This window comes from Pedobacter sp. Hv1, assembly GCF_001412215.1.
GTDB lineage: Bacteria > Bacteroidota > Bacteroidia > Sphingobacteriales > Sphingobacteriaceae > Pedobacter.
In genome coordinates this window covers 114,257-138,909 of the sequence record NZ_LLWP01000011.1, presented here as the reverse complement: position 1 = coordinate 138,909, position 24,653 = coordinate 114,257, and the positions used below count along the sequence as shown (strand labels likewise).

The 24,653-nt window shown below is 36.2% G+C and carries 21 protein-coding genes; 14 read left to right on the top strand and 7 right to left on the bottom strand.

The window, feature by feature from the left end:
- Position 1 precedes the first annotated feature (1 nt).
- Complete coding sequence (locus AQF98_RS20040) at positions 2-718, bottom strand: hypothetical protein (protein WP_152969771.1); 717 nt, start codon at positions 716-718, stop codon at positions 2-4.
- Complete coding sequence (locus AQF98_RS20035; RefSeq protein WP_055133753.1) at positions 705-3,029, bottom strand: Rv1355c family protein; 2,325 nt, start codon at positions 3,027-3,029, stop codon at positions 705-707. Before AQF98_RS20035 ends, AQF98_RS20040 begins: the two co-directional genes overlap by 14 nt.
- 117 nt (positions 3,030-3,146) lie before the next feature.
- Between AQF98_RS20035 and AQF98_RS20030 the strand changes: the two genes are divergently transcribed.
- The 3 genes from AQF98_RS20030 (at position 3,147) to AQF98_RS20020 (ending at position 7,577) form a co-directional block, all read left to right on the top strand.
- Positions 3,147-3,602 carry a response regulator gene (locus AQF98_RS20030; RefSeq protein ID WP_055133752.1) on the top strand — a complete coding sequence of 152 codons (456 nt, stop codon included), beginning with the start codon at positions 3,147-3,149 and terminating at the stop codon, positions 3,600-3,602.
- A 311-nt stretch (positions 3,603-3,913) separates the two neighbouring features.
- Positions 3,914-6,568 (top strand): gliding motility-associated C-terminal domain-containing protein, encoded by a 2,655-nt coding sequence (locus AQF98_RS20025; protein WP_055133751.1) that lies wholly within the window; start codon positions 3,914-3,916, stop codon positions 6,566-6,568.
- Between the two features lies 1 nt (position 6,569).
- Positions 6,570-7,577 (top strand): type IX secretion system membrane protein PorP/SprF, encoded by a 1,008-nt coding sequence (locus tag AQF98_RS20020; protein WP_055133750.1) that lies wholly within the window; start codon positions 6,570-6,572, stop codon positions 7,575-7,577.
- Positions 7,578-7,868: 291 nt separating this feature from the next.
- Here the strand turns inward: AQF98_RS20020 and rpoN are convergent, their stop codons facing one another.
- The gene (gene rpoN / locus AQF98_RS20015; protein ID WP_055133749.1) at positions 7,869-9,344 is read right to left on the bottom strand and encodes an RNA polymerase factor sigma-54; all 1,476 of its coding nucleotides are present in this window, start codon (positions 9,342-9,344) and stop codon (positions 7,869-7,871) included.
- A gap of 182 nt (positions 9,345-9,526) precedes the next feature.
- Between rpoN and mscL the strand changes: the two genes are divergently transcribed.
- Positions 9,527-9,958, top strand: coding sequence for a large conductance mechanosensitive channel protein MscL (gene mscL / locus AQF98_RS20010; RefSeq protein ID WP_055133748.1), 432 nt, complete (start codon positions 9,527-9,529; stop codon positions 9,956-9,958).
- A gap of 68 nt (positions 9,959-10,026) precedes the next feature.
- On the opposite strand, the gene AQF98_RS20005 is transcribed toward mscL, so the two are convergent.
- Together AQF98_RS20005 and AQF98_RS20000 are read right to left on the bottom strand one after the other, a co-directional pair.
- Complete coding sequence (locus tag AQF98_RS20005) at positions 10,027-10,905, bottom strand: ChaN family lipoprotein (RefSeq protein WP_235524275.1); 879 nt, start codon at positions 10,903-10,905, stop codon at positions 10,027-10,029.
- A gap of 75 nt (positions 10,906-10,980) precedes the next feature.
- Positions 10,981-13,263 carry a S9 family peptidase gene (locus AQF98_RS20000; protein WP_055133747.1) on the bottom strand — a complete coding sequence of 761 codons (2,283 nt, stop codon included), beginning with the start codon at positions 13,261-13,263 and terminating at the stop codon, positions 10,981-10,983.
- 299 nt (positions 13,264-13,562) lie between these two features.
- On the opposite strand from AQF98_RS20000, the gene AQF98_RS19995 reads away from it, so the two are divergent.
- The 7 genes from AQF98_RS19995 to tsaB all read left to right on the top strand — a co-directional run bounded on the left by AQF98_RS19995 (position 13,563) and on the right by tsaB (position 17,971).
- Complete coding sequence (locus AQF98_RS19995) at positions 13,563-14,369, top strand: LiaF domain-containing protein (RefSeq protein WP_235524274.1); 807 nt, start codon at positions 13,563-13,565, stop codon at positions 14,367-14,369.
- 93 nt (positions 14,370-14,462) lie between these two features.
- On the top strand, positions 14,463-15,458 hold the full coding sequence (locus tag AQF98_RS19990; protein ID WP_082435198.1) for a sensor histidine kinase: 996 nt from the start codon (positions 14,463-14,465) through the stop codon (positions 15,456-15,458).
- A complete protein-coding gene (locus tag AQF98_RS19985; RefSeq protein WP_055133746.1) occupies positions 15,436-16,170 on the top strand; it encodes a LytTR family DNA-binding domain-containing protein in 735 nt (244 codons plus the stop codon). The genes AQF98_RS19990 and AQF98_RS19985 overlap by 23 nt, the downstream gene beginning before the upstream one ends.
- 169 nt (positions 16,171-16,339) lie before the next feature.
- Positions 16,340-16,498 (top strand): 50S ribosomal protein L34, encoded by a 159-nt coding sequence (gene rpmH / locus AQF98_RS19980; RefSeq protein ID WP_055133745.1) that lies wholly within the window; start codon positions 16,340-16,342, stop codon positions 16,496-16,498.
- 62 nt (positions 16,499-16,560) lie between these two features.
- Positions 16,561-17,004 carry a ribonuclease P protein component gene (gene rnpA, locus AQF98_RS19975; RefSeq protein WP_055133744.1) on the top strand — a complete coding sequence of 148 codons (444 nt, stop codon included), beginning with the start codon at positions 16,561-16,563 and terminating at the stop codon, positions 17,002-17,004.
- Positions 16,991-17,221, top strand: coding sequence for a membrane protein insertion efficiency factor YidD (gene yidD, locus AQF98_RS19970; RefSeq protein WP_055133743.1), 231 nt, complete (start codon positions 16,991-16,993; stop codon positions 17,219-17,221). Before rnpA ends, yidD begins: the two co-directional genes overlap by 14 nt.
- Before the next feature lie 60 nt (positions 17,222-17,281).
- Entirely contained in the window at positions 17,282-17,971 is a 690-nt protein-coding gene (gene tsaB / locus AQF98_RS19965) for a tRNA (adenosine(37)-N6)-threonylcarbamoyltransferase complex dimerization subunit type 1 TsaB (RefSeq protein WP_055133742.1), read from the top strand.
- A 702-nt stretch (positions 17,972-18,673) separates the two neighbouring features.
- On the opposite strand, the gene AQF98_RS19960 is transcribed toward tsaB, so the two are convergent.
- Positions 18,674-20,269: a hypothetical protein gene (locus AQF98_RS19960; RefSeq protein WP_055133741.1), complete on the bottom strand. Its 1,596-nt coding sequence runs from the start codon at positions 20,267-20,269 to the stop codon at positions 18,674-18,676.
- A 91-nt stretch (positions 20,270-20,360) separates the two neighbouring features.
- Here AQF98_RS19960 and AQF98_RS19955 point away from each other — a divergent pair, with 91 nt between their 5' ends.
- The 3 genes from AQF98_RS19955 to AQF98_RS19945 all read left to right on the top strand — a co-directional run bounded on the left by AQF98_RS19955 (position 20,361) and on the right by AQF98_RS19945 (position 24,065).
- A complete protein-coding gene (locus tag AQF98_RS19955) occupies positions 20,361-20,744 on the top strand; it encodes a DUF423 domain-containing protein (protein WP_055133740.1) in 384 nt (127 codons plus the stop codon).
- Positions 20,744-23,221 carry a primosomal protein N' gene (gene priA, locus AQF98_RS19950; RefSeq protein WP_055133739.1) on the top strand — a complete coding sequence of 826 codons (2,478 nt, stop codon included), beginning with the start codon at positions 20,744-20,746 and terminating at the stop codon, positions 23,219-23,221. The genes AQF98_RS19955 and priA overlap by 1 nt, the downstream gene beginning before the upstream one ends.
- 187 nt (positions 23,222-23,408) lie before the next feature.
- Positions 23,409-24,065 carry a protein-L-isoaspartate(D-aspartate) O-methyltransferase gene (locus AQF98_RS19945; protein ID WP_055133738.1) on the top strand — a complete coding sequence of 219 codons (657 nt, stop codon included), beginning with the start codon at positions 23,409-23,411 and terminating at the stop codon, positions 24,063-24,065.
- Positions 24,066-24,153: 88 nt separating this feature from the next.
- Here AQF98_RS19945 and smpB read toward each other — a convergent pair whose 3' ends face one another.
- Positions 24,154-24,603, bottom strand: coding sequence for an SsrA-binding protein SmpB (gene smpB / locus AQF98_RS19940; protein WP_055133737.1), 450 nt, complete (start codon positions 24,601-24,603; stop codon positions 24,154-24,156).
- Positions 24,604-24,653: the final 50 nt, after the last annotated feature.

Genomic DNA, 24,653 nt, shown 5'->3' with positions numbered 1-24,653 from the left:
CCTAGCGTAAGGTTAAATCAAAATGTAAGTTAATCATTTCGCCAGTTTTAGAAGGAATCTGTCGCATAGAAATTGGATTATTTCTTAAAGTCATGATATCTGCTTTTACATCATCATAGGTCAATTGTAAGTTCTCAATATCGTCAATTAAGATAGAAGTTGCGGTCAAGTCTTCTTTGGGGTAATAAAATTTCCCATTGATCCCGATTTCCTTAATCACCCTAAAGCCACCTCTAATAGAGTTGCGATAAGTTGCAGGAGCGCATAAACCAAATAAGGTGTTTAAATTAATCAAGCCTGCATAAGCTACGCAAGCAATGCTCAATTGCATACTTCCAATACCTAAACCTGCAATTTCCCACGAGTTCCATAAACCGCAAAATTCTCCGGTACCAGCTGCTCGACGTTCTTCAACCATGTCGTAAATTCTACTGTCCATTTCTCCAACCGCATCCTCAATAGGTAAGGGGGTTTTACCATCAGCAACATGTATCCTACTTCCCGCCAATGCTTTTCCATTTTCCTCTGCGCTTACCAAAATCACATAAACATTGGGGTTTAAAACCCAATCTATTTTTGCTGAGGTAATTTGGGTAATCCCAAAAATTTCTAATACATGGGTGTGTCCTTCAATAAATTTCATGCAGGATGCTCTGTCATCAACTGCTCTGAATGATCTGAAATATAAATTCTCGATATGTGGTTTATGGTCTTCCAATTGAAAATATTTTAGCGGTTGATTTTCTGATTGTTCGTTCTGGAGATGCATTGGCTTTAAATAACCTGAACATAAACATGGCTTGTTCGCCTTTTTCTAGTTCAAATGTTTCTTTAAAGTTATTTTCTAATTGATGTAAGCGTGCTTTTTCTTTTTCTGGTAGGTCTAAATTATTTTCAATGGAATTTTTATGGAAAAATATCAATGGAACATTAACGGGGTGTACTTGTAAGTTTAATGCAGTAGCGCCTAGCCAAACTCTTTCTGCGGCTCTACCTGCAGCTATAAATGACTGAATAGCTGTAGTGGGCATGGTAATGAGTCCAATAATTGGCGATGACATGAATTGCTGCATGGCTAATCTTTTAAAAGCACTGCCGCCTTCTATCTGCTGTAGAAAGTCAATTGTACGTTTGTCTTTTACCAAATTTAAGCCTATGCGGTCGTTATTGCTAAGGTCTAAAGTATGGATGCCGATGCCGTCTTCGGTTTCATTTACCTCGGTAAGGTTCCAGCGCATCTCTCTATTGATGAAATCGTCATGCGCTTCTTCAATAAACATCCTGAGCAGATCAGTATGTGCCGATGTAGCAGCTAGAGATTTAATTTGCTCTGGGTCACTCAGCCATTTGAGTTGGGCACCCTTAATGGGCTCAATCAATTGCTGTAAATGAGCTAAATCTGTCGTACTGATTTCTTGCTTTGGTGTAACCTGTCTATTGGTATGCCTTAAATTGATTTGATTGGCAAGTTCTTTTTCACCTTCATTAGCCAAATGGGTTTCAGTAAAACTAAACCATGCCAAATGCATTGGTGCAAATTCAGGTGTCAATTGCCAATCTACATTAAGGTTGTGCTTTGTTGCAGCTATCAATAGATTTTCAATTGATGCACCTATAGAAATATAAGATGAAATTTGTTGAGGATCGAGGTAAGCTTGTGCAGCACTTTGTTCTAAAAATAAATGCAATAAGCCATTTTCAAAATGCCAACGCCAAGGTTGGTTATTACCACCAGAAGGTGCTTTACCTGCTGCAATAATTAGTTCGTTTAGAACTTCTGCCGTAGGCTGAAAATTAGTTTTGGCTGATAAATGGTGTGTGGCAATAAATTGACTAAGATCTGCTGTTTGCAATGGGCTAATTTCTATTGCAGGTGCTTTGCTGGTTGTTTTTAAAGGATCATGGATCAATTCGTCCATGTCAATGAAAAATCGACCAGAAACCTTTAAGTTATTCAACATGATTTTTCTGGCCAAGTCTGCCGTAATTCCACCACCATAAGTAACAGCACTAGCCAGTTGTGGCCAAGTAGAAATGGTAGTCATGATCTCGATAGCAGAGGCTTTCATTCGAGGAGATAAGGTTTCTACACCAGTTACAGCGGTAATGTAAGGAATCCTTTCGTCCATAGTGGTCAAAGATTTGTACTTACTCATGTCTAAATGTTCAACCATACCATGTAAAACTGGTCTTTGTGGCTCCAAATCAAATCTTTCAATATCAATGGTGCCTCTATCGCTGCCCTCCATCAGCACAGGTATTCCAAGTGCTTTTGCTTTATTTCGAGCATTGATTTTGATGTCAAAGCTATCGCACTCATCAATCAATAAATCTAATTTACCATTTTCTTCTAAAAAATTAGCTAGGTTTTGATCTGTAATTCCATCATCAAAACAAACCACTTTTAAAAAGGGATCAATCTCGGCAATTTCTCTAGCAACGATGACCGTTTTTCTAATTTTAAGATTGTATATCCCAGTTCTGATTCTATTGATATTGCTCAAATCGAGTTCGTCAAAATCAGCAATGCGCAACTCTCCAAAACCACGTTCCATAGCTAAGGTAAGCGACACAGATTGGCCAACAGAAAGGCCCATTACCCCAATTTTTTTTGTAGAAAGAATCTCTTGTTCTTTGGCAGTAATTTTGTGCTTGTTGCGATTGGTTCTTACAATAGCAAACTCATTTTCGGCTAAGATGTGTACTAATTTTTCAGCCCATGGATAATATACCCAAACCCCATACTCATCACTTGTTGTATTGCCAAAATGATTTTCTACAGCCTTAGTTAATTCTGTTGGGGGTAAAAAAACAATAGTAGGCTGTAAACACTTAATTAATTCTTCAACTTGCGAATAAATATGATCGTAAACTTGTAAATTACTTTTGTTTTGGAGGAGTGCTTCAAAAGCTGATTTTTGCGTGGGATCTACTAAATTAAAAATGAGCGGCTTATAAGTGTTTTTTTGCTCAAATGTTTGATCAATGAGCATGGATAATTGTTGTGCGTAACCAGTTTTAGAAGGCATTTATAGTAGGAAATAATGAGTTATAATTAATAAAAACACGATTATCTGTTAAAACAACTAAATTAGTCTTTTAAGAGTTATAATAAAAAAGTATTTTTATCTTTTTATTAAGATCCGATGAACGCAAATATTTTATACGTAGACGATGAACCACATAACTTGAGTGCATTTGCAGCAACTTATCGTAGGTTATACAAAATTTTTACTGCCGAGTCTGCAGACGAGGGCAGGAAGATATTAGACAAAGAAGATATACACATTATTATAACAGATCAGCGGATGCCAAAAACGACTGGGGTAGAATTTTTAGCTTCAATTTTAGAAGCACACCCTGATCCGATCCGTATGATTTTAACGGGTTATACCGATATTGATGCCGTAATTGATGCAATTAATAAGGGCCAAGTTTACAGATATATCCAAAAGCCTTGGATGGAAGAAGATTTAAGAATCAACATCGAAAAAGCAATCGAAATTTACACCCTCAGAAAAGAAAATAAAGAACTCACAGAAAAACTATTGGTGGCCAATAAACAACTAGAATTTATCGCACGCCAGAACTTACTTTCGTAGATGTTCACTTTTGAAATAGAAACAAAATAGATTAGCTATCTCGTTTTTATTTCCTTTCTCTCTTTAAAGTATATAGCCCATATTTAGTTTGAAAAATATGGGCTATAAATTTATAGCTCCTGCCGATTTAAAGCTTACAAATAGTACCGTCTACTAATTTTATTTTATCTGCTAATTGCTTGAATATTAAAATTTAGGCATTTAACCATTCATAACTCACAAAAAAGATTAGCTTAGTACAATAAATTATTATTATTGTATTAAACTGTTTATTTTTAATACACGGTTGAGTTAACGCTGTTTCTAATTTAATGAAGAATTTCTATTTCTTTATTGTGCTGTTGTTTGTTGCGGGTTTTGTTCCAAAAGCTGTTGCGCAGAATATTTCAAATGAAGGTCTAGAGTTCTGGACTGTTTTTCCAACGCATGATCCGAATGGCAGTAGTTTGGCTACCATGAACGTAAATGTAACTTCTAAAAGTAATTCGGAGGTTACGGTAACCTGTGGTACCTATAGAGAAACGAAACCAATACCAGCAAATACAGTGGTTACATTTTTGGTAACCAGATCAGCATCATATATAGATTATGCTGATGGAAATAAGGTGTTAACCAATAGAGGTATTCACATCACAGTAACACCTGGTAAGCCAAAAGTAGTAGCCTATAGCCATGTTTTTGCATCTGCCCGTTCGGCAGCCACCTTAATTTTACCATATGATGCATTGGGACAAAAATATTTCTCCATGAATTATACCCAAGATATAGGGTTAATAACGGCGAGGAATTTTCTGGTATTGGTAGCGGCCGAGGATAAAACCGATGTGATTATTCGTGAACCTAATGGAACTACACAAACGGTAAAACTATTAAAAGCAGGCGATGTATATGAATATATACCTAGCAGTTATACGGTAGATTTAACGGGTGTTTATGTAGAAGCAGATCCCAATACTTCAAGTTGTAAACGTTTTGCGGCATTTTCTGGAAGCACTTCTGTAGGTATTGTTTGTACCAATGGCAGAGACCCCTTGTTGCAACAATTGTACTCGGTTAACAGTTGGGGTAAAATTTATGGGGTGGTTCCATTTATTAACCGACGATGTATCATTAGAGTTTTAGCACAAGAAGACAATACAGCAGTGAGTTTAAATGGAACTGCCATGGGGATATTGAATAAAGGACAATTTATTGAAAGGGAAATCACCTCATCCACTATTGTTGCGGCAGATAAATTGATCTGTGTTGCAGAATATTCATTATCTCAAAACTGTTCATCATCAACCGGACAACTCCAAATTGGAGATCCAGAAATGGTATTGCTTAATCCTATAGAATTTAACATTAAAGACATTACCGTATTTTCTTCCAATAATTTTAGGATTTTAGAAAAGTACATTAATGTTTTCATGAAGACGGCTAAAACCTCTACTTTTAGGGTTAATGGCAGTATACCAACAAACGGAACTTGGTTGCCTATGCCATCAGATCCATCTTATTCTTATATCCAAATTCAGGTATATGAAGAATCGCTTAATCTTCGTGCTGATGATGGATTTAATGCGATTGCCTATGGTTTTGGTCAAACAGAATCGTATGCTTATTCTGCTGGTACAAATTTAGCCTCTTCCCAATTTTTAGAATTGGTAAATAACTTTTCCAATAGTATCAATTCAACAACCTGTATTGGTCAGGAAACAGATTTTAAATTGACTTTTCCTTACCTATTGAGCAAAATTACCTGGAAGTACGATGACGGTTCGCCAAGTTATGTTGATAATAATCCTGTTTATACAACGAGTGTGGTAAATGGACAAACTTTATATAGTTATACCTCTCCAGTGCATAAGATTTTTACCAGAACGGGTATATCAACGGTATCAGCAACTGCTGTTTTGGCAAATAATACTTCATCATGCATCAATGGCGAGTTAGACTTGAGTTTTACCGTAGAGGTGAATGCATTGGCCGCACCTGATTTTAACTTGCCAACAGACATATGTGCTGGTGCAGAAATTAAATTCACGGATTTAAGTGCTGCCTCAGGAAGTGCCATTACACAATGGAAGTGGGACTTTGATGGAACCATTAAAACAGAGAAAGACCCTACATTTATTTTTCCTACGGCTAAAACATATAAAATAAAACTTAGTGTTGCGAATGCCTCTGGTTGCTGGTCTGATATTTTAACAAAGGATTTAATCGTTAAAAAGTATTTACCTGTGCTTGTGTTTAATGCATTGGAACCAATTTGTATCAATGCACCTAAGAAACAATTTACAGCAAATGAGACCCTAGGTTTAAACGCTGCAGAAAAGGTGTTTAGTGGAGATGGTGTTACAGCAAATGGTTTATTTGATCCTGCAGTTGCTGGTGCGGGCATTCATAAAATTACCTATACATTTACCTCTGTTGATGGTTGCGTAAACACAGTTACAAGAGACATAGAAGTTTATGCACTGCCTAAAATAATTGTAGAACCCGAAATTTATATCCTTTCTGGTGGACATAAAACCATGCCTGCAACGATCTCGAATCCTAGTGCCAAGCATAAATACAAATGGACCCCTGCAACTGGGTTGGATAAGGATGATATTTTAAATCCAGTAGCTTCACCTGAAAAAGATACCGAATATACCTTATCAGTTACGGTTGATGGAATGTGTGAAGTGACCGCCAAAGTTTTGGTGAAAGTACTTGGCGAAATCAATCCTCCAAACTCTTTCAGCCCAAATGGAGATGGAATAAATGATGTATGGAATATCAAATCTATAGATTCATACCCAGAGGCATTGGTTCAGGTTTTCAATAGAAACGGACAAAAAGTTTTTTCAAGTGTTGGCTATACTGCGCCTTTCGATGGAACATACCATGGCGAGCGCTTGCCAGTAGGGGTATACTATTATGTCATTACACCAAAAAACGGAAGAAAAGCAATTACAGGCCCTCTAACCATTATCAAATAAATTGAAAAAAATCATCATCATATTGCTTTTGTTTAACGGTGTATATAGCAATGCACAGCAGCGGCCCCAGTATACCCAGTATATCTTTAATAATTTTCTATTGAATCCGGCACTAAGCGGAATTGAGAACTATACTGATTTTAAGGCGGGTTATCGAAAACAATGGGCAGGAATTAATGATGCACCTCAAACTACTTTTGCTGCTGTACATTGGAGTTTAGGTGATAAATATTTATGGAAAAATCCACTTTCGCAACCAGATAAAAACGATGATCCCAGAAGTGATGATTATACCCAAAACTATACTGCATCGCCAGCACATCATGGGGTGGGAGCCATTGTGTTCTATGACAAGGCTGGACCGCTTTCTACAGTAAATGCAAGTTTAACCTATGCCTATCATTTACAGTTGGCAGGTACATTAAATTTATCCGTAGGTGTAGCGGCAGGGATTAAAAGGGTGAATTTGAATAATCGAGACTTGGTGTTGGAAACTGAGAATGACCCAGCATTGAGGAATACCATAGTTGGGCAAACCAAGCCAGATTTAGCTATGGGGGTTTGGTTGTATGGTGCGCAGTTTTTTGCCGGAGCTTCTGTTCAACAAATTCTGCCACAAAAGCTAGCCTTTACTACTGATAATATCTATGCACTTGGAAAAGAAGTTCCGCATGTATTTGTAACGGCAGGTTATAAATTATATGTAGACGATGAAATTTCTTTCATCCCATCTTTTATGCTCAAATATGTAAAGCCTGCGCCACTGTCTTTTGACGCCAATGTAAAAATGTCTTTTAGAGATCGTTTTTGGGTAGGTGGTAGCTACAGGCACAAAGATTCTTATGCGGCTATGGCAGGATTCAATTTTAGTAAGCTGGTTAATTTAACCTACTCTTATGATCTAACTACTTCAGAACTTAAAAGTTACAGCAATGGAAGTCATGAAATTGTGTTAGGATTACAACTCAATAATGTTTACCAGGCAATACGCTCAACAAGGATGTGGTAGGGCTATGCTGTTTAATCGTTTTAATTGTTTAACCGGTTAACTGTGCTGTGAAAGCTTTATAGATTGTTTAATTGATCAATTGCTTAACTGTTAATGTAGAACTGAAAACTGTCAACCGAAAACTGTAAATTTTGCGGATTGTTTAATTGCTGAATTGTTAAACTGGTTAACTGTTCTTGTAAACTGCCAACCGAAAACTGTAAATTTTGTGGATTGTTTAATTGCTAAATTGTTAAACTGGTTAATCGTTCAATGTAAACTGAAAACTACCAACTAAAAACTGCTAACTGACTAAAGTTCTTTTCTTAAACGGGCAACTGGGATATTCATCTGCTCCCTGTATTTCGCTACAGTTCTTCTGGCAATGTTATAACCTCTATCTTTTAAGATTTCAGTTAATTTCTCGTCAGCCAAAGGTCTGCGTTTATCCTCGTTTCCAATACAATCTTCTAAAATTTTCTTTACTTCTTTGTTAGAAACCTCTTCTCCATTTTCTGTTTGAATAGCTTCAGAGAAGAAAGATTTAAGTAAGAAAGTACCAAATTCAGTTTGTACATATTTAGAGTTGGCCACCCTAGATACCGTCGAAATATCCATGCCAATTTTATCAGCAATATCTTTTAAGATCATTGGGCGCATTTTACGCTCATCAGCAGTTAAAAAATACTCGTATTGGTAATGCATAATCGCATTCATGGTTTTGAGCAAAGTTTGTTGTCTTTGTTTAATGGCATCAATAAACCATTTGGCAGAATCTAACTTCTGTTTTACAAATTGAACAGCCTCTTTTAACTTTTTATCTTTTTGCGATGCTTTATCATAATGATCAAACATGTCCATGTAAGAACGACTAACCCTTAACTCTGGTGCATTTTTAGAGTTTAATGTTAAAATCAGTACACCATCGTTATTGCTAATATGGAAATCGGGTATAATTTGGAGTTGCTTGGTTGTTACTTGGTTAGAATCGCCTGGTTTTGGGTTTAATCTTAAGATTTCTGCCACTACCTCCTTTAATTCTTCACTGGTTAAACCAACAGATTTCTCAAGCTTATCATAATGTTTACGTGTAAACTCATCTAGGTGATGCTCTACTATCGCAATTGCTTTTTTAACAATTGGATTGTTTACATCCTTACGTTTTAATTGTAGGGATAAACATTCCTGTAAATCACGTGCTGCAATACCTGGAGGGTCAAAGCTTTGAATTACTTTGAGCATTTCTAATACATCCTCTTCTTCAACCATTACATTTTGAGAAAATGCAAGGTCGTCGATCATAGAAGTAATCGGACGACGTAAATAGCCATCATCATCTAAACTGCCTATAATTTGTTTACCTACAATAAAATCAGTGTCTGATAAGGGTACCAGATCTAATTGTTCTTGCAAACTTTCAAAAAATGTGCTTTCTATTGCAATTGGAGTTTCTTTTTTATCTTCATCATCATCTCCGTTATTGTAAGATGTGCTGTAATCGTTCGTATTATCGTCTTGTAGATAATCTTCTACATTAAATTCATCAGTGCTACTTTCTTCCCCAGAATCCGAATCATATTCGTTGCGATCTTCATTTAAATCGTCGTATTCACTTTTTGGCTCTTCAGCTGTCATTAAGCTAGGATCCTCAAGTGCAGGATTATCCTCTAGTTCTTCTTTTATGCGGGTATCTAAAGCAACAGTAGGCACTTGCAACAGTTTAATGAATTGAATTTGCTGCGGTGAGAGTTTCTGTAGTAGTTTTTGCTGTAGATGTTGTTTAAGCATATTTTCTTAGGGAGATGTTTTGATTTCCAAATTTAAGCATTTGCTTTAGATAATTGGAATATTTAATACGCTAATCTTACCGATGGCCTAATTTTTGATCAAAAAGCTTTGTGATACTTGTAAAGTTTATTACATTTAAACTAACTAAACGAATCAATTGGATTAAAAATTAAACACTATTTATGGGCTTTGTTAAAGAATTTAAAGAGTTTGCCGTTAAAGGCAATGTGATGGACCTAGCAGTGGGGGTAATCATTGGTGGTGCTTTCGGTAAAATTATCGATAGCGTTGTTAAAGATTTAGTAATGCCATTGGTATCTGCAATTATTGGACAACCAGATTTTAGTAGCTTGTATGTTGTACTTAAAGGTACTGTACCAACGGGGCTGGCATTAGAAGAGGCTAGAAAAATTGCTGGAACTTCAATTTTTGCTTATGGTAATTTTATAACAGTAGCTATCAATTTTATACTGTTGGCTTTTGTTGTTTTCTTATTGGTTAAAGGAATTAATGCTATGAAACGCAAAGATGAAGCAGTAGCACCAGCAGCTCCACCTGCGCCTTCTAACGAAGAAGTACTTTTAAGCGAAATTAGAGATTTATTGAAGAAATAAACAAAAGGAAGAAGTTGAATCGTTATTTCGAATACTTTAAATAGATTCGAAATAACGATTTTTTATTTTTAGAATGTTCGCTTTAAAGTCGGGTCAGTTACAATAATGTAATCTCCCAGAGCTGCATATTTTTTCCAATCTGGATTGTCAAAGTCTGCTGCAGAAAAAGCTGAAATATTTAAAATCTTTAATTTGGGCGCATATTTGCTCAGTTTGGCCAAAGTGCCTAATTTTTCATCGCTATGGAAACGGCCATTTACCTGAAAAATCTTTTTGTCTTTATTGTTCTTCGCATATTTAGCAATTGACCAAGCCATGGTGGCATCCCAAAAATTTTGGGTCTGGTAAATCTTCATTGGCCCCATGCTATGGCCTCCAAGCGTTTCAATAAACTTATCGTAATACCTTCCAGTTGCAGTGTCGATAGGTAGGGGCGCAATAAACTCTTTAGAGTTGGCAGACAATTGATTCAAAGTTTCTAAACCAGATTTAGTAACCGCATTGCTATATCTGGCAGCACCATTACCTCCAATTACATCTAGTTTGTTCAATTTTGCAAACTCGATCATTGGTTTATAATCTTTATAATTATTCCAAGCCCTAGCTTCCTTTATAAAATTCTTTTCGCTAATTATTCCACTCAAATACTCATTTATTACGGGTTGTACATCTGTATGGAACATTTCCATTGTTAAAGCTGCTTTACCAGGGTAGGCAACCGCTATCTTTTGAAATAAGGTAACTTCCAAGTAATGACCAATAGAATCGTTATGCTCCTCGCCAAAGAATAATACATTGGCTGCACCAAGGTCGGTAATGATATCATCGAGACTAATGGTTTTTTGCTTTTTAACATCATAAATTTTGTAGTGTCTACTGATGTCTTGCGCCATTCCTATTATTGGAATGAGGAGGCAGATTAAAATAAATAGTTTTCTTTTGATCATAGTGCTTTAATTAACCCATATCGAGGTATTGCGAATGTATTAAAAAGGAACTGTTTCTTAAAATCAACTGTCAAACTATGGCTTTGGTATGGTAATATTTGTTTTCCAGGTCCATTCTGGTGGGTCAATACCCAATAAATGTTTGACAAAGAAATCTCTTCGTTTATGTTCGCCATAATCGCCGCCTAAAGAATGTTTCATTCCAGGTACCATTAAAAAATCAAAATTTTTGTTGGCTTTAATCAATTGGTTGATCACCTGCATGGTTGAAGAAGGATCAACATTGTCATCTAATTCGCCTAAAATCAATAAAAGCTTACCCTGAAGCCTATAAGCATTGTCAACATTTGATGATTCGGCATAAGCTGGACCAATTGGATAACCCATCCATTGCTCATTCCACCACATTTTATCCATCCTATTGTCGTGGCAGCCCGAAGAAGACACTGCAACTTTATAAAAATCTGGATGGAAAAGCAAGGCGCCCAAAGAGCTTTGTCCGCCTGCAGAATTGCCAAAGATACCCACTCTTTCTATATCCATGTAGTTGTACTTTTTAGCCGCCTCTTTAATCCATGCTATCCGATCTGGGAAACCACCATCTTTTAGATTCTGCCATGCCACATCGTGAAATGCTTTTGAACGATTGGAAGTGCCCATACCATCGCATTGCACTACTATGAAGCCCAGTTCTGCTAATTCATGTAATGATCCTCTAGAATCATTTACAAAGCTCTTGGGTACAAAAGAATCGTGTGGTCCGGCATAAATATATTCTATTACTGGATATTTTTTTGAAGGGTCAAAATTACTTGGCCTGATGATCATTCCCCAGATGTCTGTTTTGCCATCCCTTCCTTTGGCACTAAATACCTCTGGTAATTTCCAGCCAGTTTTTAATAAGGCATCAATATTGGCATTTTCTAATTCTTTTAATATTTTTCCGGTTTTACCATCTCTTAATAAAGTAAGCTGTGGTTGGTCAATTCTAGAGTAAGTATCAATAAAATAGCTGTAATCATCAGAAAAGAAGGCTTTGTGATTGCCATTCTCTGTGGTTAATTTAACCAAGCCTGTGCCATTAAAGTTGATTTTATAATATTGAATAAAATAAGGGTCTTGGTCTTTTTCCACTCCACTGCCTTCAAAAATAATGGTCCTGTCTTTTTCGTTCACGTTAACCACACTGCGCACTACCCAGTTTCCTTTGGTAATTTGGTTCTTTAAGGTGCCATTGCCATTGTATAAGTATAAATGGTTCCATCCGTCTCTTTCAGATGCCCAAATGAGCTCTTCACCATCATTAACATCATATCTGTATTTTTTGCCGCTATAGCTAAAAAAGGTTTTGCTCTCTTCTTTGATCAGTTCCTTCATTGTGCCTGTAGCATCAACCTCAACAACGGTATATTTTTGATGCCCTCGTTGGTTGTACTCGAAAGTAAATGCCCTGCTGTCTTTTCGCCATTCTAGGCTGCTCAGTGAATATTGAGATTGGATATTTTTTTGATCTAAAGCCACCTGCTTTTTAGAATTGATCAAGAATAATGTGGGTTGCATTTGAGGTAAGGCATCGCCAGGTTTAAGGTAGTTTCTAGATTGAAGTATAGGCTGCAATTGTTGAACAGGAGAAGACTCAATGAGATAAATTAGATGCGGTTTATTTGGTCGAACCCTATTGGCTGCTAATTTTTTCGAATCTGGAGACCATGCCACGAAAGCGCTATAATATTCGCCTTCCGAGCCATCAAAACTCAATTGAAATTCTTCTTTTTGGCCATCATTGGCTTTGATGTAAACATTAAAGTTCTTAATGTAGGCATCCCATTTCCCATCTGGAGATTTGGTTCTTCTTTCTGCTTGTTCATTGGCCTGATTGCCCCAATAGTTTGGAGTTCTCGGACTTTCTGTTTTTTTAACTTCCTTACATTTGAAAGTAGCCAAATCATAGGTCCATGTGCTATTGTTGTAAGTAAACTGCAATTCTGAACCGTCGGCAGGCATGGTTACGTTGCTTATTGGAAGTTGATAAGGATTAAGTTGTGTTTTTGTAATGGTCGAAAGTTCAGCGGCCAGTTTTCCTTGATCAAATGCAGGTTTTCTGCTCAAATCTTTCACATCTACCAAAATAAATTCCGTTCCTTTTTCAGTTAATACCTGATAGAAATATTGTTGCTTTTTGATAAGCCATTTGAAACTATTGGGGGCATGATATATTTTATTTTGGATCTGGCCATTTAATGATTCGGCCCTTTGGTAATCTTCAATTTTACCCTGAGCCCAACTTTCTTTTGTGCAAAAGAGAATGGTAGTAAAAAATAAAGACAAGAGATATAAATGTAGCTGCTTTCCGTTCATGATCAATTTGTTTGCTGTTAAAGTTAAAATATGAAGGTTTTAGGAGAAGGTAAGGTACTGCTAAATACAAAAAACTATTTTGCTGATATTAACCATTTATAACCTTAAATTGAGCAGTTTTGCATCTGTATCGCTTATCGTATGGTGTTTTATTAACTTCGGTAAACGGATAGCCAAAAAATAAAATATTTTTTACCGAATAATTAATGCTTTTTACCGATAATTAACTTACAAACGCAAGATTGCTATAGGCTCATGTTCGTATTCAACCTACATTTGACTATACAATACAGAAGAACATGGAAAATACTAATCAAAATAATCAAATGATGAACCGCTCTGGCAAGGTTTGGGCCGGTTTATTTATAGTTGTAATAGGTTCACTTTTACTCCTTAGAAATGTGGGGCTCGATTTACCAGGATGGCTATTTAGCTGGAGTACACTGCTGATAGCAATTGGACTATTTGTAGGCTTTAAGCATAATTTTAGAAACAGTGGTTGGTTTGTAATGGTGCTAATAGGTACCTATTTTACCTTAGATAAGGCAATAGACGATATCAATATGTCGCATGTGGTGCTACCTATTATGTTGGTGTGCCTAGGTTTTTACCTCATTGTAAAACCGAAAAGCGATTTTGGCAATAGAGAACGCAAATGGAAAAAAAGAGAGGAGAAGTGGAGAAATAGATTTGGTGGGCAAGCAGATTCTTTTCAAACCTACTCAGGAGATGAACCTGGTCCAAGCGACGAAAAAAAAACAACTTCCAATGATCATCTAGAATCAGTAAATGTTTTTGGAGGAAGCCAGCAGAACGTTTTTTCTAAGAATTTTAAAGGAGGAGAAATTATAGCGGTTTTCGGAGGTTGCGACCTGAATTTAACGCAAGCAGATTTTGAAGGTGAAATTATCATAGATGTAACTGCAATTTTTGGTGGCTGCAAGATCATCATTCCACCAGGATGGCAAGTAAAACCTGAAGTAACCGCAATTTTTGGAGGTATGGATGATAAAAGAAGTATACAGCCAGCGGTAGAAGGACAGAACAAGATGTTAATCATTAGAGGAATAGCCTTGTTTGGTGGGGTAGATATTAGGAACTATTAAACAAACTTTTAACCTAAACTTCATGTCGTGACGACAACTCCATTATCAGTAAAGCAAATAAAGCTTGTCTCCAGTGTCATACTTGCCTGTTGGATGGGAGTCTGTGCTTTATTTATTTATTATACGCTCAACTTTAGTTGGCAAATAGCTTTGGCCGATAGCATCATTAGTAATGGTCTGTTGGCCATTGGCTGTATCGTTATCAGCAATATGTTAGGCTATTATCAGCCTAAAAACGAGCGCATGTTATTTCTTTTATTGTTAACTGCCATATTAACCGTTATCGTAATTTTTACATCCAAGTATGCACTCAATTACCTTTTCATTAAGCAGAAGCTTTACGAGCTCTTTTTGGATTTTTCTTTGCCATTTAGGGCCATAGTTGCTTTTCTGTCTTTAACTTGGTGCGCTTTGGCAAACATTTTATGGTACAGGTTAGAAGAACAATCAGAAACTCAAGGACGTTTGTTAGCCGCACAAAATTTGGCTAAAGAAGCAGAATTGAATAAATTAAGACATCAGTTGCAACCGCACTTTTTGTTCAATAGCTTAAATTCGGTTTATGCCTTAACAATTGTAAACCCAACAGAAGCGGGCACCATGATTACCAAATTGGCTGCTTTTTTAAGAGGAACGCTAAAACGAGATGATGAGGTTTGGGTAAATGTGGCAGAAGAAATGGAATACATCCAACTTTATCTAGATATAGAAAAAGTGCGCTTTAGCCATCGGTTAAATTTAGATGTACAGATTGAAGAAGACACTTTAGGCTTGTGTTTGCCGGGCACTTTATTGCAACCTATTGTAGAAAATGCCATTAAATTTGGCTTGTATAACACCTCTGCAGCAATCACAATTACCATTAGGGTTAAATTGGAAAATAGAACTTTGGTTGTTTGTGTGGCTAACCCATACGATCCAGAAATGACAGCTACAAAAGGTACAGGTTTTGGTTTGTCGGCAATACGTCGTAGATTGTACCTGCTATTTGCAGATAGTAACCTGTTACAAACAGAAACACAGGACGATAATTTATATATTACTACCCTTAAAATACCCCAAAAAGATGATAAGAACGATACTAATTGATGATGAAGCCTTAGCTAGGGATGTGGTTAAACATTATTTAAAATCGTATCCTGATATAGAAATAGTTGCTGAATGTGTAGATGGTTTTGAAGGGTTAAAAGCAATTGGTCAACACCAACCAGATTTTATTTTTCTGGATATCCAAATGCCAAAAATTAGTGGTTTTGAGATGTTGGAACTGGTAGAAAACCATCCCGCAGTAATTTTTACAACAGCCTTTGACGAATATGCAATTAAAGCATTTGAAGTAAATGCCGTTGATTATTTGTTGAAGCCCATAGAAAAAAACCGGTTTGACCAAGCCATGCAAAAATTACCAGCTAAATTGGCCAAGGGCGAAACCAGTAATGAATTATTGGAAACAGCCGCTTTATCGCCAGCACAAAACAATAGGATAGTGGTTAAAAATGCTGGAGTAATTAAAATTATTCCAGTTACCGACTTGCATTACATTGAAGCCGATGATGATTATGTGAAATTGAGTACCACCGAAGGTAATTTCCATAAAAATAAAACCATGAGCTTTTTCGAACAAACGCTCGATCCAAATCAGTTTATTCGTATTCACCGTTCCTATATCATTAATTTGGTAGAGGTGACCAAGATAGAGTTGAAAGAAAAAGAGAGCTATGTGGTACTTTTAAAATCTGGTATTTGGCTGCCTGTAAGCAAAACAGGATATGTGAAATTGAAAGCAGCATTGGGACTTTAATGCCTTAATCGACATTTTTATGGCTTATAAAAGAGGCATAGAATGGATAGAAAATACTAAATTTGTATTTCTATGAAAAATAAAAAGAAATCACACTTGCATTTATAGAAAAATCACGTTATATTTGCACCTCTTATTTAAAAAACTCTAGTTAAGATATTATACAGTTATGAAAAGAACATTCCAACCTTCGCAAAGAAAGAGAAGAAACAAGCATGGCTTCCGCGAAAGAATGGCTACAGCAAACGGTAGAAGAGTATTAGCTTCTCGCCGTGCAAAAGGAAGAAAAAGATTATCAGTTTCTGACGAGCGTCGTCATAAAGCATAATTTTGATTGCCACCTTTTAGGTGTTAGCAGTCAGTAAATGCTGCACAATTGCAATCAAAAACATGAACAAATTTAACAAAGAAGAACGGTTATGTAGCAAAAAGTCATTAGACTTGCTATTTAAAAACGGTTCTTCTTTTTTGTTATATCCCTTTCGGATTACCTATTTTTTTGTAGCTGAACCTCATCAATACCCTGCGCAAGTAGTAATTAACGTTGCCAAAAAGCGTTACAAACGTGCAGTCGATCGTAATTTGATCAAAAGACGAACACGTGAGGTTTATCGAGTACAAAAAGAACTTCAACTCTATTCTTTTTTAAGCAAGCAAGAAGATCTATTGCTCTTATCCTTACAATATATTGGTAAAGAAAAGTACGATTATGGTTTCTTTGAAAAGAAATTGACACAGGGCCTTAAAAAGCTTATTCAACAAATTTCTGCTGATACTGCTAATATTGTAGATCCAATCACATTAAATCCTCAACCTAGCAATGAAAATAATTAAACTTTTCTTCTCTTGGTTGTTTTTGGGTATTATCAAGTTATACCAACTATTTTTATCTCCTTTATTGGGTGCCAATTGCAGGTTTACACCTACTTGTTCGCAATATGGTGTAGAAGCGATTAAAAAACATGGTCCATTTAAAGGCGGGTGGTTAACCTTAAAGCGAATTGGAAGTTGTCATCCTTGGGGTAAACATGGGCACGATCCCGTACCTTAAAATTTTAAGATGGAGAATTTTTTGCGTTAAACTTTTAACTTTAACTTTTTAATTTTAACAATGGCTACTATCCTACAAATTGAAACAGCTACACCAGTTTGCTCAGTTGCTCTGGCTATCAACGGAGAAACAATTGCATTAAAAGAGCAAGCAGCACAAAATATCCATGCCTCTAGTTTAACATTGTTTATAGAAGAGGTAATGCAAACAGCTGGATTAAAGTATAAAGATTTAGATGCCATTGCAGTGAGTAAAGGTCCGGGTTCATATACAGGTTTACGTATTGGTGTGTCTACCGCTAAAGGATTGTGTTTTGCATTGGATAAGCCCTTTATTGCTATCCCAACTTTGAAGATGATGGCCAATGGATTTTTACTCCAACACCCAAATTATGGTGGATTGATTTGCCCTATGATTGACGCCAGACGAATGGAGGTTTTTACAGCGGTTTATACCAATAAACTCCAAGAAATAGAAGCCGTAAATGCTAAAATTGTAGACGAGAAAAGTTTTATTTTAGAACTGAACCAACATTATGTCACTTTTATTGGCGATGGTGCCGAAAAATGTATTCCTGTTTTAGACCATCAAAATGCACATTTTTCCAATTTAAACTTCAACTCTGCTGCCAATATGAGCAGCTTGGCAAAAGAAGCTTTCGATAACCAAAATTTTGAAGATGTAGCCTATTTTGAGCCTTTTTATCTAAAGGATTTTGTATTTACCACCCCGAAAAGTAAAACCAATTAGTTGTACTAAACACAAATCTGATCTACTGACCAAAGAAGTGCTGATATAGTTTTTCTGAAATTTCTATAAATATGATTTGTGACTAGAAGAGATTCGGGAAAGCAGGTTGTTGTGTGCTTTTTAACGTTAGTCGGGCTTTACATTCCAATCTTTTTGTGCTTGGCAACAAAAAGGATTTCCATTGCAATCCCGTTTAGTATATGCAGGTCTGTGCAACTATTTAGGGCTGCAGTATGCCAAGAACTGCTTGCTTGGTAATATAAACCTGATTGGAGCGGATGCCGATTTTTCTTCGGCAGGAGTGGAAAGCGGGGCTAGACCTACCTAAGAACTACTGACACTGTTTTTCTGAAATTTCTATAAATATGATTTGTGACTAGAAGAGATTCGGGAAAGCAGGTTGTTGTGTGCTTTTTAACGTTAGTCGGGCTTTACATTCCAATCTTTTTGTGCTTGGCAACAAAAAGGATTTCCATTACAATCCCGTTTAGTATATGCAGGTCTGTGCAACTATTTAGGGCTGCAGTATGCCAAGAACCTGTGGCTTTGTGATATAAACCTGATTGGAGCGGATGCCGATTTTCTTCGGCAGGAGTGGAAAGCGGGGCTAGCCTACCTAAGAACTACTGACACTGTTTTTCTGAAATTTCTATAAATATGATTTGCTGTTAGTAAGAATTCAGTAAAGCAAATTGTTTGTGCTTACTTGTTGATTGGTATCGCTTGAACTGACAAAGTATCTTTGGGAGTTATTTTCTCTAGTTTTTTATACAATAATACATTGCTTAAGAATTTCCCTTTATCTCCAGAAAGTTGATAAGAAAAGGCATCAAAAGATTTAAAACCAGCTTTAGCTTGGTACTGTTTGAAATAAGGTTGTTTGAGGTTTCTGCCAAAAATATCGTTCGAATTTTTATGGTTGACATAGAATGAAATGGTAGCAGATGAAGAAAGCTGATTGCTGAAATCTTGATAATCTTCATCGCTAATTAATAGCGAATTATTTTCATAACTATTTAAAAATACTTGGATACTGCTGGCATTATTGGCCATTACCAGATAATTGTTAACCACAGCATAAAAAGGTCTTTCAAATTTTTTAAATGGTTCTCCAAAATAAGCATAGGCAATTCCTGCTTCTTTAAATACCTTAATTTCTGGGGCATAATTACCACTTAGATCCATTAATAACTGTGCTACCTTTTCTCCGTTGCTCAATGCAATTGCTGCAAATTTTTCACCACTACTCAATTGAAAAGTAACCAGTTCATTTTTAAAATATTTTGGAAGAATCTGGTCTAGGTCAATTCTATATTTTTGATTGATGGTAGCGATGGTTTGATTGACCTTATCTATTTCTTTATTTTTTGTCATCAGCTCCAATAAATTTTTATGCCAGTTGTCATAGTCAGAAATGGCATAAATAGTGTAATTGGCAGTTTTTTGAGGCAGAATAGTGTTGATGGTTATTTTTTGCTCAGAAATATGATCAAATAGTTTATAATAATTGTGCTCATCATTAACCTGTGTGTTGCCATTAAATAAGAGCTTCTCCTTGCTAAAGTTATAACTTAGGGCTGCATAAGTATTTTGTTTGTTAAATATACTCAACTCGCCATTAAGGTTGCTGTTCAAAATGCTTTTGAGAAATAAAGGCATTTGGTTAAAATCAAGATAAAGACTGGCCAAAGTATTTTTGTTGAAACGGCTATTGTTCTTAATGTAGTTAACGAAATCCTGTTTTTCGGTCTTTTGGGCCTTTAAGGCATTCTGGATAGGTAAAAGTATATTTGACAATACAATCATTGTATTTTTAATGCCTATAAAACATTTTGTGCTATCTGTAAAAGTGAGTTGATAGATTTCGCCCACCTTATTGACCTTGGTTTGACCGGTGTTTAAACTGTTGAATAATTTTTGAGAATTGGTATTCGAATTGAGTTGGGTGCCGATTAAAAAATCAATTGTATTTTCTGACCCTGGAATGAGGCCAATATAAATTTTTTGACCATTTAAGGCATTTACAATTTCTTGTTGACTCATTAAATGATCTCTTAGTGCAGCAAACTGCTTAGACTTAGTTTCACCTAAAATGTGCTGAAATAAATCTTGACCACTTAAAATTTCATAAAAGCTTTTGTCGTTTTCAAAACTGAAAATGATTCCAGAATTTGAAGCTACTGTATTTAGCGATAAATCATTTGCATTTGTTTCTGTATTTAAGTTAGAAAAATACAAGTAAGCCATTGCAATCACTCCTGTCAGTAATATTCCTAATGTGATATATATTCTTTTCATGGCTATTACCTACAAATTTAATTTAATTTTGGGATTACAGAGATTATAAGGGCATTTTCTTAATTTAGCACTTGTATAAAGTCGTTAATTCATGAACAAACGTATTATCCTTACTGCTGCTCTTTTTGGAGCTTTGGCAGTAGTTTTAGGTGCATTTGGTGCACACAGTTTAAAAACATTAATCAGTTCATCATCTCTAGAAATTTGGCAAAAAGGGGTGGAGTATCAATTCTATCATGTTTTTGCGTTATTATATCTCTCTACTTTTGCCCGGTATAAAAATAAATTGATCGGTTTTGCCTTCGTGTTTTTTACACTTGGTATTGTACTTTTCTCTGGTTCGTTGTACATTTTGGCCTTAAAAGATGCCTATCATTTATCGGTACAATTTATTGGACCAATTACACCACTTGGTGGATTGTGCTTTATTTTAGGGTGGATCAGTCTGTTTTTGGCAGCGCTAAAAGATAAATAATGCAGTTTGCAAGCCCCATAGATTTTTCTGAGCGGGAAACACTTTTTGTAGAAGTGATCTTGCCTTTGTCATTAGCCATCAATTATACTTACCGGGTTCCATTTGAACTGAATGATAGGGTAGCTGTAGGTAAACGTGTGGTGGTTCAGTTTGGCAAACACAAAATATATACTGCCCTAGTAAAAAGTATTGGAGATCAACCCCCAGAATTTTATCAGGCAAAATATATCATAGATGTTGTTGACGAATGGCCTGTAATTACCCCAAAACAATTTGAATTTTGGGATTGGATTACTTCTTATTATTTGTGCAATGAAGGCGAGGTAATGGCTGCAGCTTTGCCTACCGGTTTAAAATTGGCCAGCGAAACCATTCTAGTGCTGAGAGATGAATTACCCGAAGAATTAGAATTAACAGAAAAAGAGAGTCTAATTGTTTCGGTGCTACATAAACAACAACGCATCAGTATTGATGATGTGGTTGAGCTTCTGGGGCAAAAAACTGTTTATCCCATCATTAATTCGTTAATAGCAAAAGAAGTAATCTATGTTGCCGAAGAAGTAATTGAAAAATATAAACCACTACTCAAATCATTTATTACGCTCAATCCTTTTTATAGAGAAGAGCAGAATTTAAAACAGCTTTTTGAAATTTTAGAAAAAGCGCCCAAACAATTGGATGCCTTGCTGGCTTATCTCAAATTGAGTAAAATTGAAAGTACTATTCCAAAACAACAACTGCTCGAAGAAAGTGGAAGTGGACAAGGCGCTTTAAAAGCTTTAATTGATAAAGAGATTTTTAGGGTTGAGAAAAGGCAGGTAAGTCGTTTAAATACTGGTGATGACGAGTTTGAGGTTAACTTTGAATTGAGTACAGCACAACAAAAAGCCTTTAATGAAATAGAAACTCAGTTTGCTACCAAAGATGTAGTGTTGTTGCATGGCATTACCGCATCGGGTAAAACGCAACTGTATATTAAATTGATAGAAAAAGCAATTAGCCATGGCGGACAGGTTCTGTTTCTATTGCCGGAAATTGCTTTAACTACCCAGATTGTAGAACGGATTAAACGTTATTTTGGAGATAAAATTGGAGTCTATCACTCTAAATTTAACGACAATGAAAGAGTAGAGATCTGGAATAAGGTATTGAATGGTTCTTATCAAGTGGTGCTTGGTGCACGCTCTGCTGTATTTCTGCCATTTAAAGACCTCAAACTGATTGTTGTTGATGAAGAACATGAATCATCATATAAACAGCATGAGCCAGCGCCTAGGTACCAAGCCAGAGACGCTGCAGTTTTTCTTGGACACCTGCATCAAACCAAAGTTGTTTTAGGTTCGGCAACCCCATCAATAGAGAGTTACCATAATGCCGAAACGGATAAATATGGCTTAGTGGTATTGAACGAAAGATTTGGTGGAGTTCAATTGCCTTTGCAAGAAGTGGTGAGTATTGCAGAAGAAACCAAGCGTAAAAAAATGACATCTTATTTTACCAGTGTATTGATAGATGATATGTCAACTGCATTGGAGAATAAAGAACAGATCATCTTATTTCAAAATAGGAGGGGTTATGCTACCATCTTAATTTGTGCAACTTGTGGTTATGCCCCGAAATGTGTCAATTGCGATGTCAGTTTAACTTTTCATAAAACCAGTGGTAAACTCCATTGCCATTATTGTGGCTACCACCAAAATAGCATCAATACCTGCCCGGCCTGTGGCTCGGTACACATTGAGCAAAAAGGTTTTGGAACAGAACGGATAGAAGAAGAGCTAAGTTTGATCTTTCCAGATGTTAAAATAGCCCGACTGGATTTAGACAGTACCAGAACCAAAAATGGGATGCAACAGATCATCTCTGATTTTCAGGATAAAAAAACGCAGATTTTAATTGGTACGCAGATGGTGGCCAAAGGTTTGGATTTTGACAATGTAAGTCTTATTGGGGTAATCAATGCCGATACCTTATTGAACTATCCCGATTTTAGGGCTTTTGAAAGAAGTTACCAATTGTTGGCCCAGGTAGCCGGAAGAGCTGGTAGGAGAGATAAACAGGGCAAAGTTTGTATTCAAGCTTATGACGATTCGCATCGGATTATCAAACAAGTGATGGCGAATAATTACTTAGAAATGTATCAGGATGAAATGGCCGAACGCAAGCAGTTCAATTACCCACCTTTTACACGTTTAATCTTTATCAACGTTAAACATAAGGATGCCAATGTGCTCAATGTTGCCGCACAAACCTTGGCCAATGCCTTGAAATCGCAATTGGGCAATCGGATTTTAGGACCAGAACAACCACTGGTAGCTAGGATAAGAAATTACTACATCAAACAAATCATTATTAAAACAGAAAAAAATGCTGCAATTCAAAAGGTAAAAGCAGTATTAAAAGAAACCATTAAAGATTTTAACGCACAAAAAGACTTTAAGAGTGTAATTACGCAAATTGATGTGGATCCTTATTAGGGTATGAAGTATAAAGTACAAAGTATCACGTATCAAGACTGAGTGCTTAGTCACAATCAATGCTCCTTTACACTTGATCTTTTGTCTTTAACTTTTTAGATTGATTTCGTGGAGGTTATCGTTAACCCCAATATAAACTCATAATTATTTGCTAAAATAAGCGTTTAAAACGCTATTTTTGACTAGAATGGCATATAAGTTTATAGATAATTACAGAGAAAAGGGTGCGAGAAAAAAGTTGGTTGAATTGCTTAGAGAAAGAGGAATTGCAGACGAGGGAGTTTTAAAAGCAATCGGCAAAGTGCCCCGTCATTTCTTTTTCGATGAAACTTTTTGGAACCAGGCCTATAAAGATATTGCTTTCCCGATAGGCGATGGCCAAACCATTTCTCAACCTTACACTGTAGCTTATCAAACCGAACTCTTACATATTCAAAAAGGAGATAAAGTGCTAGAAATTGGAACGGGCTCAGGTTACCAGACTTGTATTTTAATGGAGTTGGGGGCTAAAGTTTACACCATAGAACGTCAGCCAAATATCTACAACCATACCCTAAAAGTACTGCCAGGGATGGGTTATAAGGCTAATTTCTTCTTGGGTGATGGTTCTAAGGGGATTGAAGAACACGCACCTTATGCAAAAATTATTGTAACAGCAGGTGCACCATTTGTTCCAGAGATTTTATTGAAGCAACTTAAAATTGGAGGGATTTTAGTAATTCCGGTAGGGGACGAGAAATCTCAAAAAATGATTACAGTCATCCGTGTCAACGAAAACGATTACGATAAAATTGAACTAGATACCTTCAGATTTGTACCATTGGTAGGTGATCAGGCTTGGTAATGTAGAGTATCAAGTAGTAAGTATCAAGTATCAAGATTGGAATTCTGAAATAAACCAATGATACCAATGAACTCATAATACCAATGAACTAAACCTTCATCGCTCTATCCATTTCGCGTTTGCTTTCGCGGTCTTTGATGCTGTCACGTTTGTCGAATTCCTTTTTACCCTGTGCAATCGCAATTTCCATTTTGGCGAAACCTCGCTCATTGGTAAAAATTCTTAAAGGCACAATGGTGAAGCCTTTTTCTTCGCCTTTGATCTTTAATTTCTTCAGTTCTTTCTTGTGTAAAAGCAAAACCCGATCTCTTTTAATGTCATGATGATGAAAAGAACTGTGGCTATATTCAGAAATATGTAGATTTCTTACATACAATATATCGTCAATAAACATGCAAAAAGCATCGGTCATATTGGCTTTTCCTTGTCTAACGGCTTTAATCTCAGTGCCAAGTAGCGCAATTCCAGCAACATAACTGTCTAATATATGGTAGTCGAAATAAGCTCTTTTGTTCTTGATTTGGATATCTTTTGACATAATTACAAATATCGTTATTTCTTGGTTATTTCTCTAGCCCTTCTGGTAGA

Coding starts and splice junctions, on each gene's coding strand:
- AQF98_RS20035 (WP_055133753.1), bottom strand. CDS start 3,029: ATGCCTTCTAAAACTGGTTACGCACAACAATTATCCATGCTCATTGAT.
- AQF98_RS20030 (WP_055133752.1), top strand. CDS start 3,147: ATGAACGCAAATATTTTATACGTAGACGATGAACCACATAACTTGAGT.
- AQF98_RS20025 (WP_055133751.1), top strand. CDS start 3,914: ATGAAGAATTTCTATTTCTTTATTGTGCTGTTGTTTGTTGCGGGTTTT.
- rpoN (WP_055133749.1), bottom strand. CDS start 9,344: ATGCTTAAACAACATCTACAGCAAAAACTACTACAGAAACTCTCACCG.
- mscL (WP_055133748.1), top strand. CDS start 9,527: ATGGGCTTTGTTAAAGAATTTAAAGAGTTTGCCGTTAAAGGCAATGTG.
- AQF98_RS20005 (WP_235524275.1), bottom strand. CDS start 10,905: ATGATCAAAAGAAAACTATTTATTTTAATCTGCCTCCTCATTCCAATA.
- AQF98_RS20000 (WP_055133747.1), bottom strand. CDS start 13,263: ATGAACGGAAAGCAGCTACATTTATATCTCTTGTCTTTATTTTTTACT.
- AQF98_RS19995 (WP_235524274.1), top strand. CDS start 13,563: ATGGAAAATACTAATCAAAATAATCAAATGATGAACCGCTCTGGCAAG.
- AQF98_RS19990 (WP_082435198.1), top strand. CDS start 14,463: ATGGGAGTCTGTGCTTTATTTATTTATTATACGCTCAACTTTAGTTGG.
- AQF98_RS19985 (WP_055133746.1), top strand. CDS start 15,436: ATGATAAGAACGATACTAATTGATGATGAAGCCTTAGCTAGGGATGTG.
- rpmH (WP_055133745.1), top strand. CDS start 16,340: ATGAAAAGAACATTCCAACCTTCGCAAAGAAAGAGAAGAAACAAGCAT.
- rnpA (WP_055133744.1), top strand. CDS start 16,561: ATGAACAAATTTAACAAAGAAGAACGGTTATGTAGCAAAAAGTCATTA.
- yidD (WP_055133743.1), top strand. CDS start 16,991: ATGAAAATAATTAAACTTTTCTTCTCTTGGTTGTTTTTGGGTATTATC.
- tsaB (WP_055133742.1), top strand. CDS start 17,282: ATGGCTACTATCCTACAAATTGAAACAGCTACACCAGTTTGCTCAGTT.
- AQF98_RS19960 (WP_055133741.1), bottom strand. CDS start 20,269: ATGAAAAGAATATATATCACATTAGGAATATTACTGACAGGAGTGATT.
- AQF98_RS19955 (WP_055133740.1), top strand. CDS start 20,361: ATGAACAAACGTATTATCCTTACTGCTGCTCTTTTTGGAGCTTTGGCA.
- priA (WP_055133739.1), top strand. CDS start 20,744: ATGCAGTTTGCAAGCCCCATAGATTTTTCTGAGCGGGAAACACTTTTT.
- AQF98_RS19945 (WP_055133738.1), top strand. CDS start 23,409: ATGGCATATAAGTTTATAGATAATTACAGAGAAAAGGGTGCGAGAAAA.
- smpB (WP_055133737.1), bottom strand. CDS start 24,603: ATGTCAAAAGATATCCAAATCAAGAACAAAAGAGCTTATTTCGACTAC.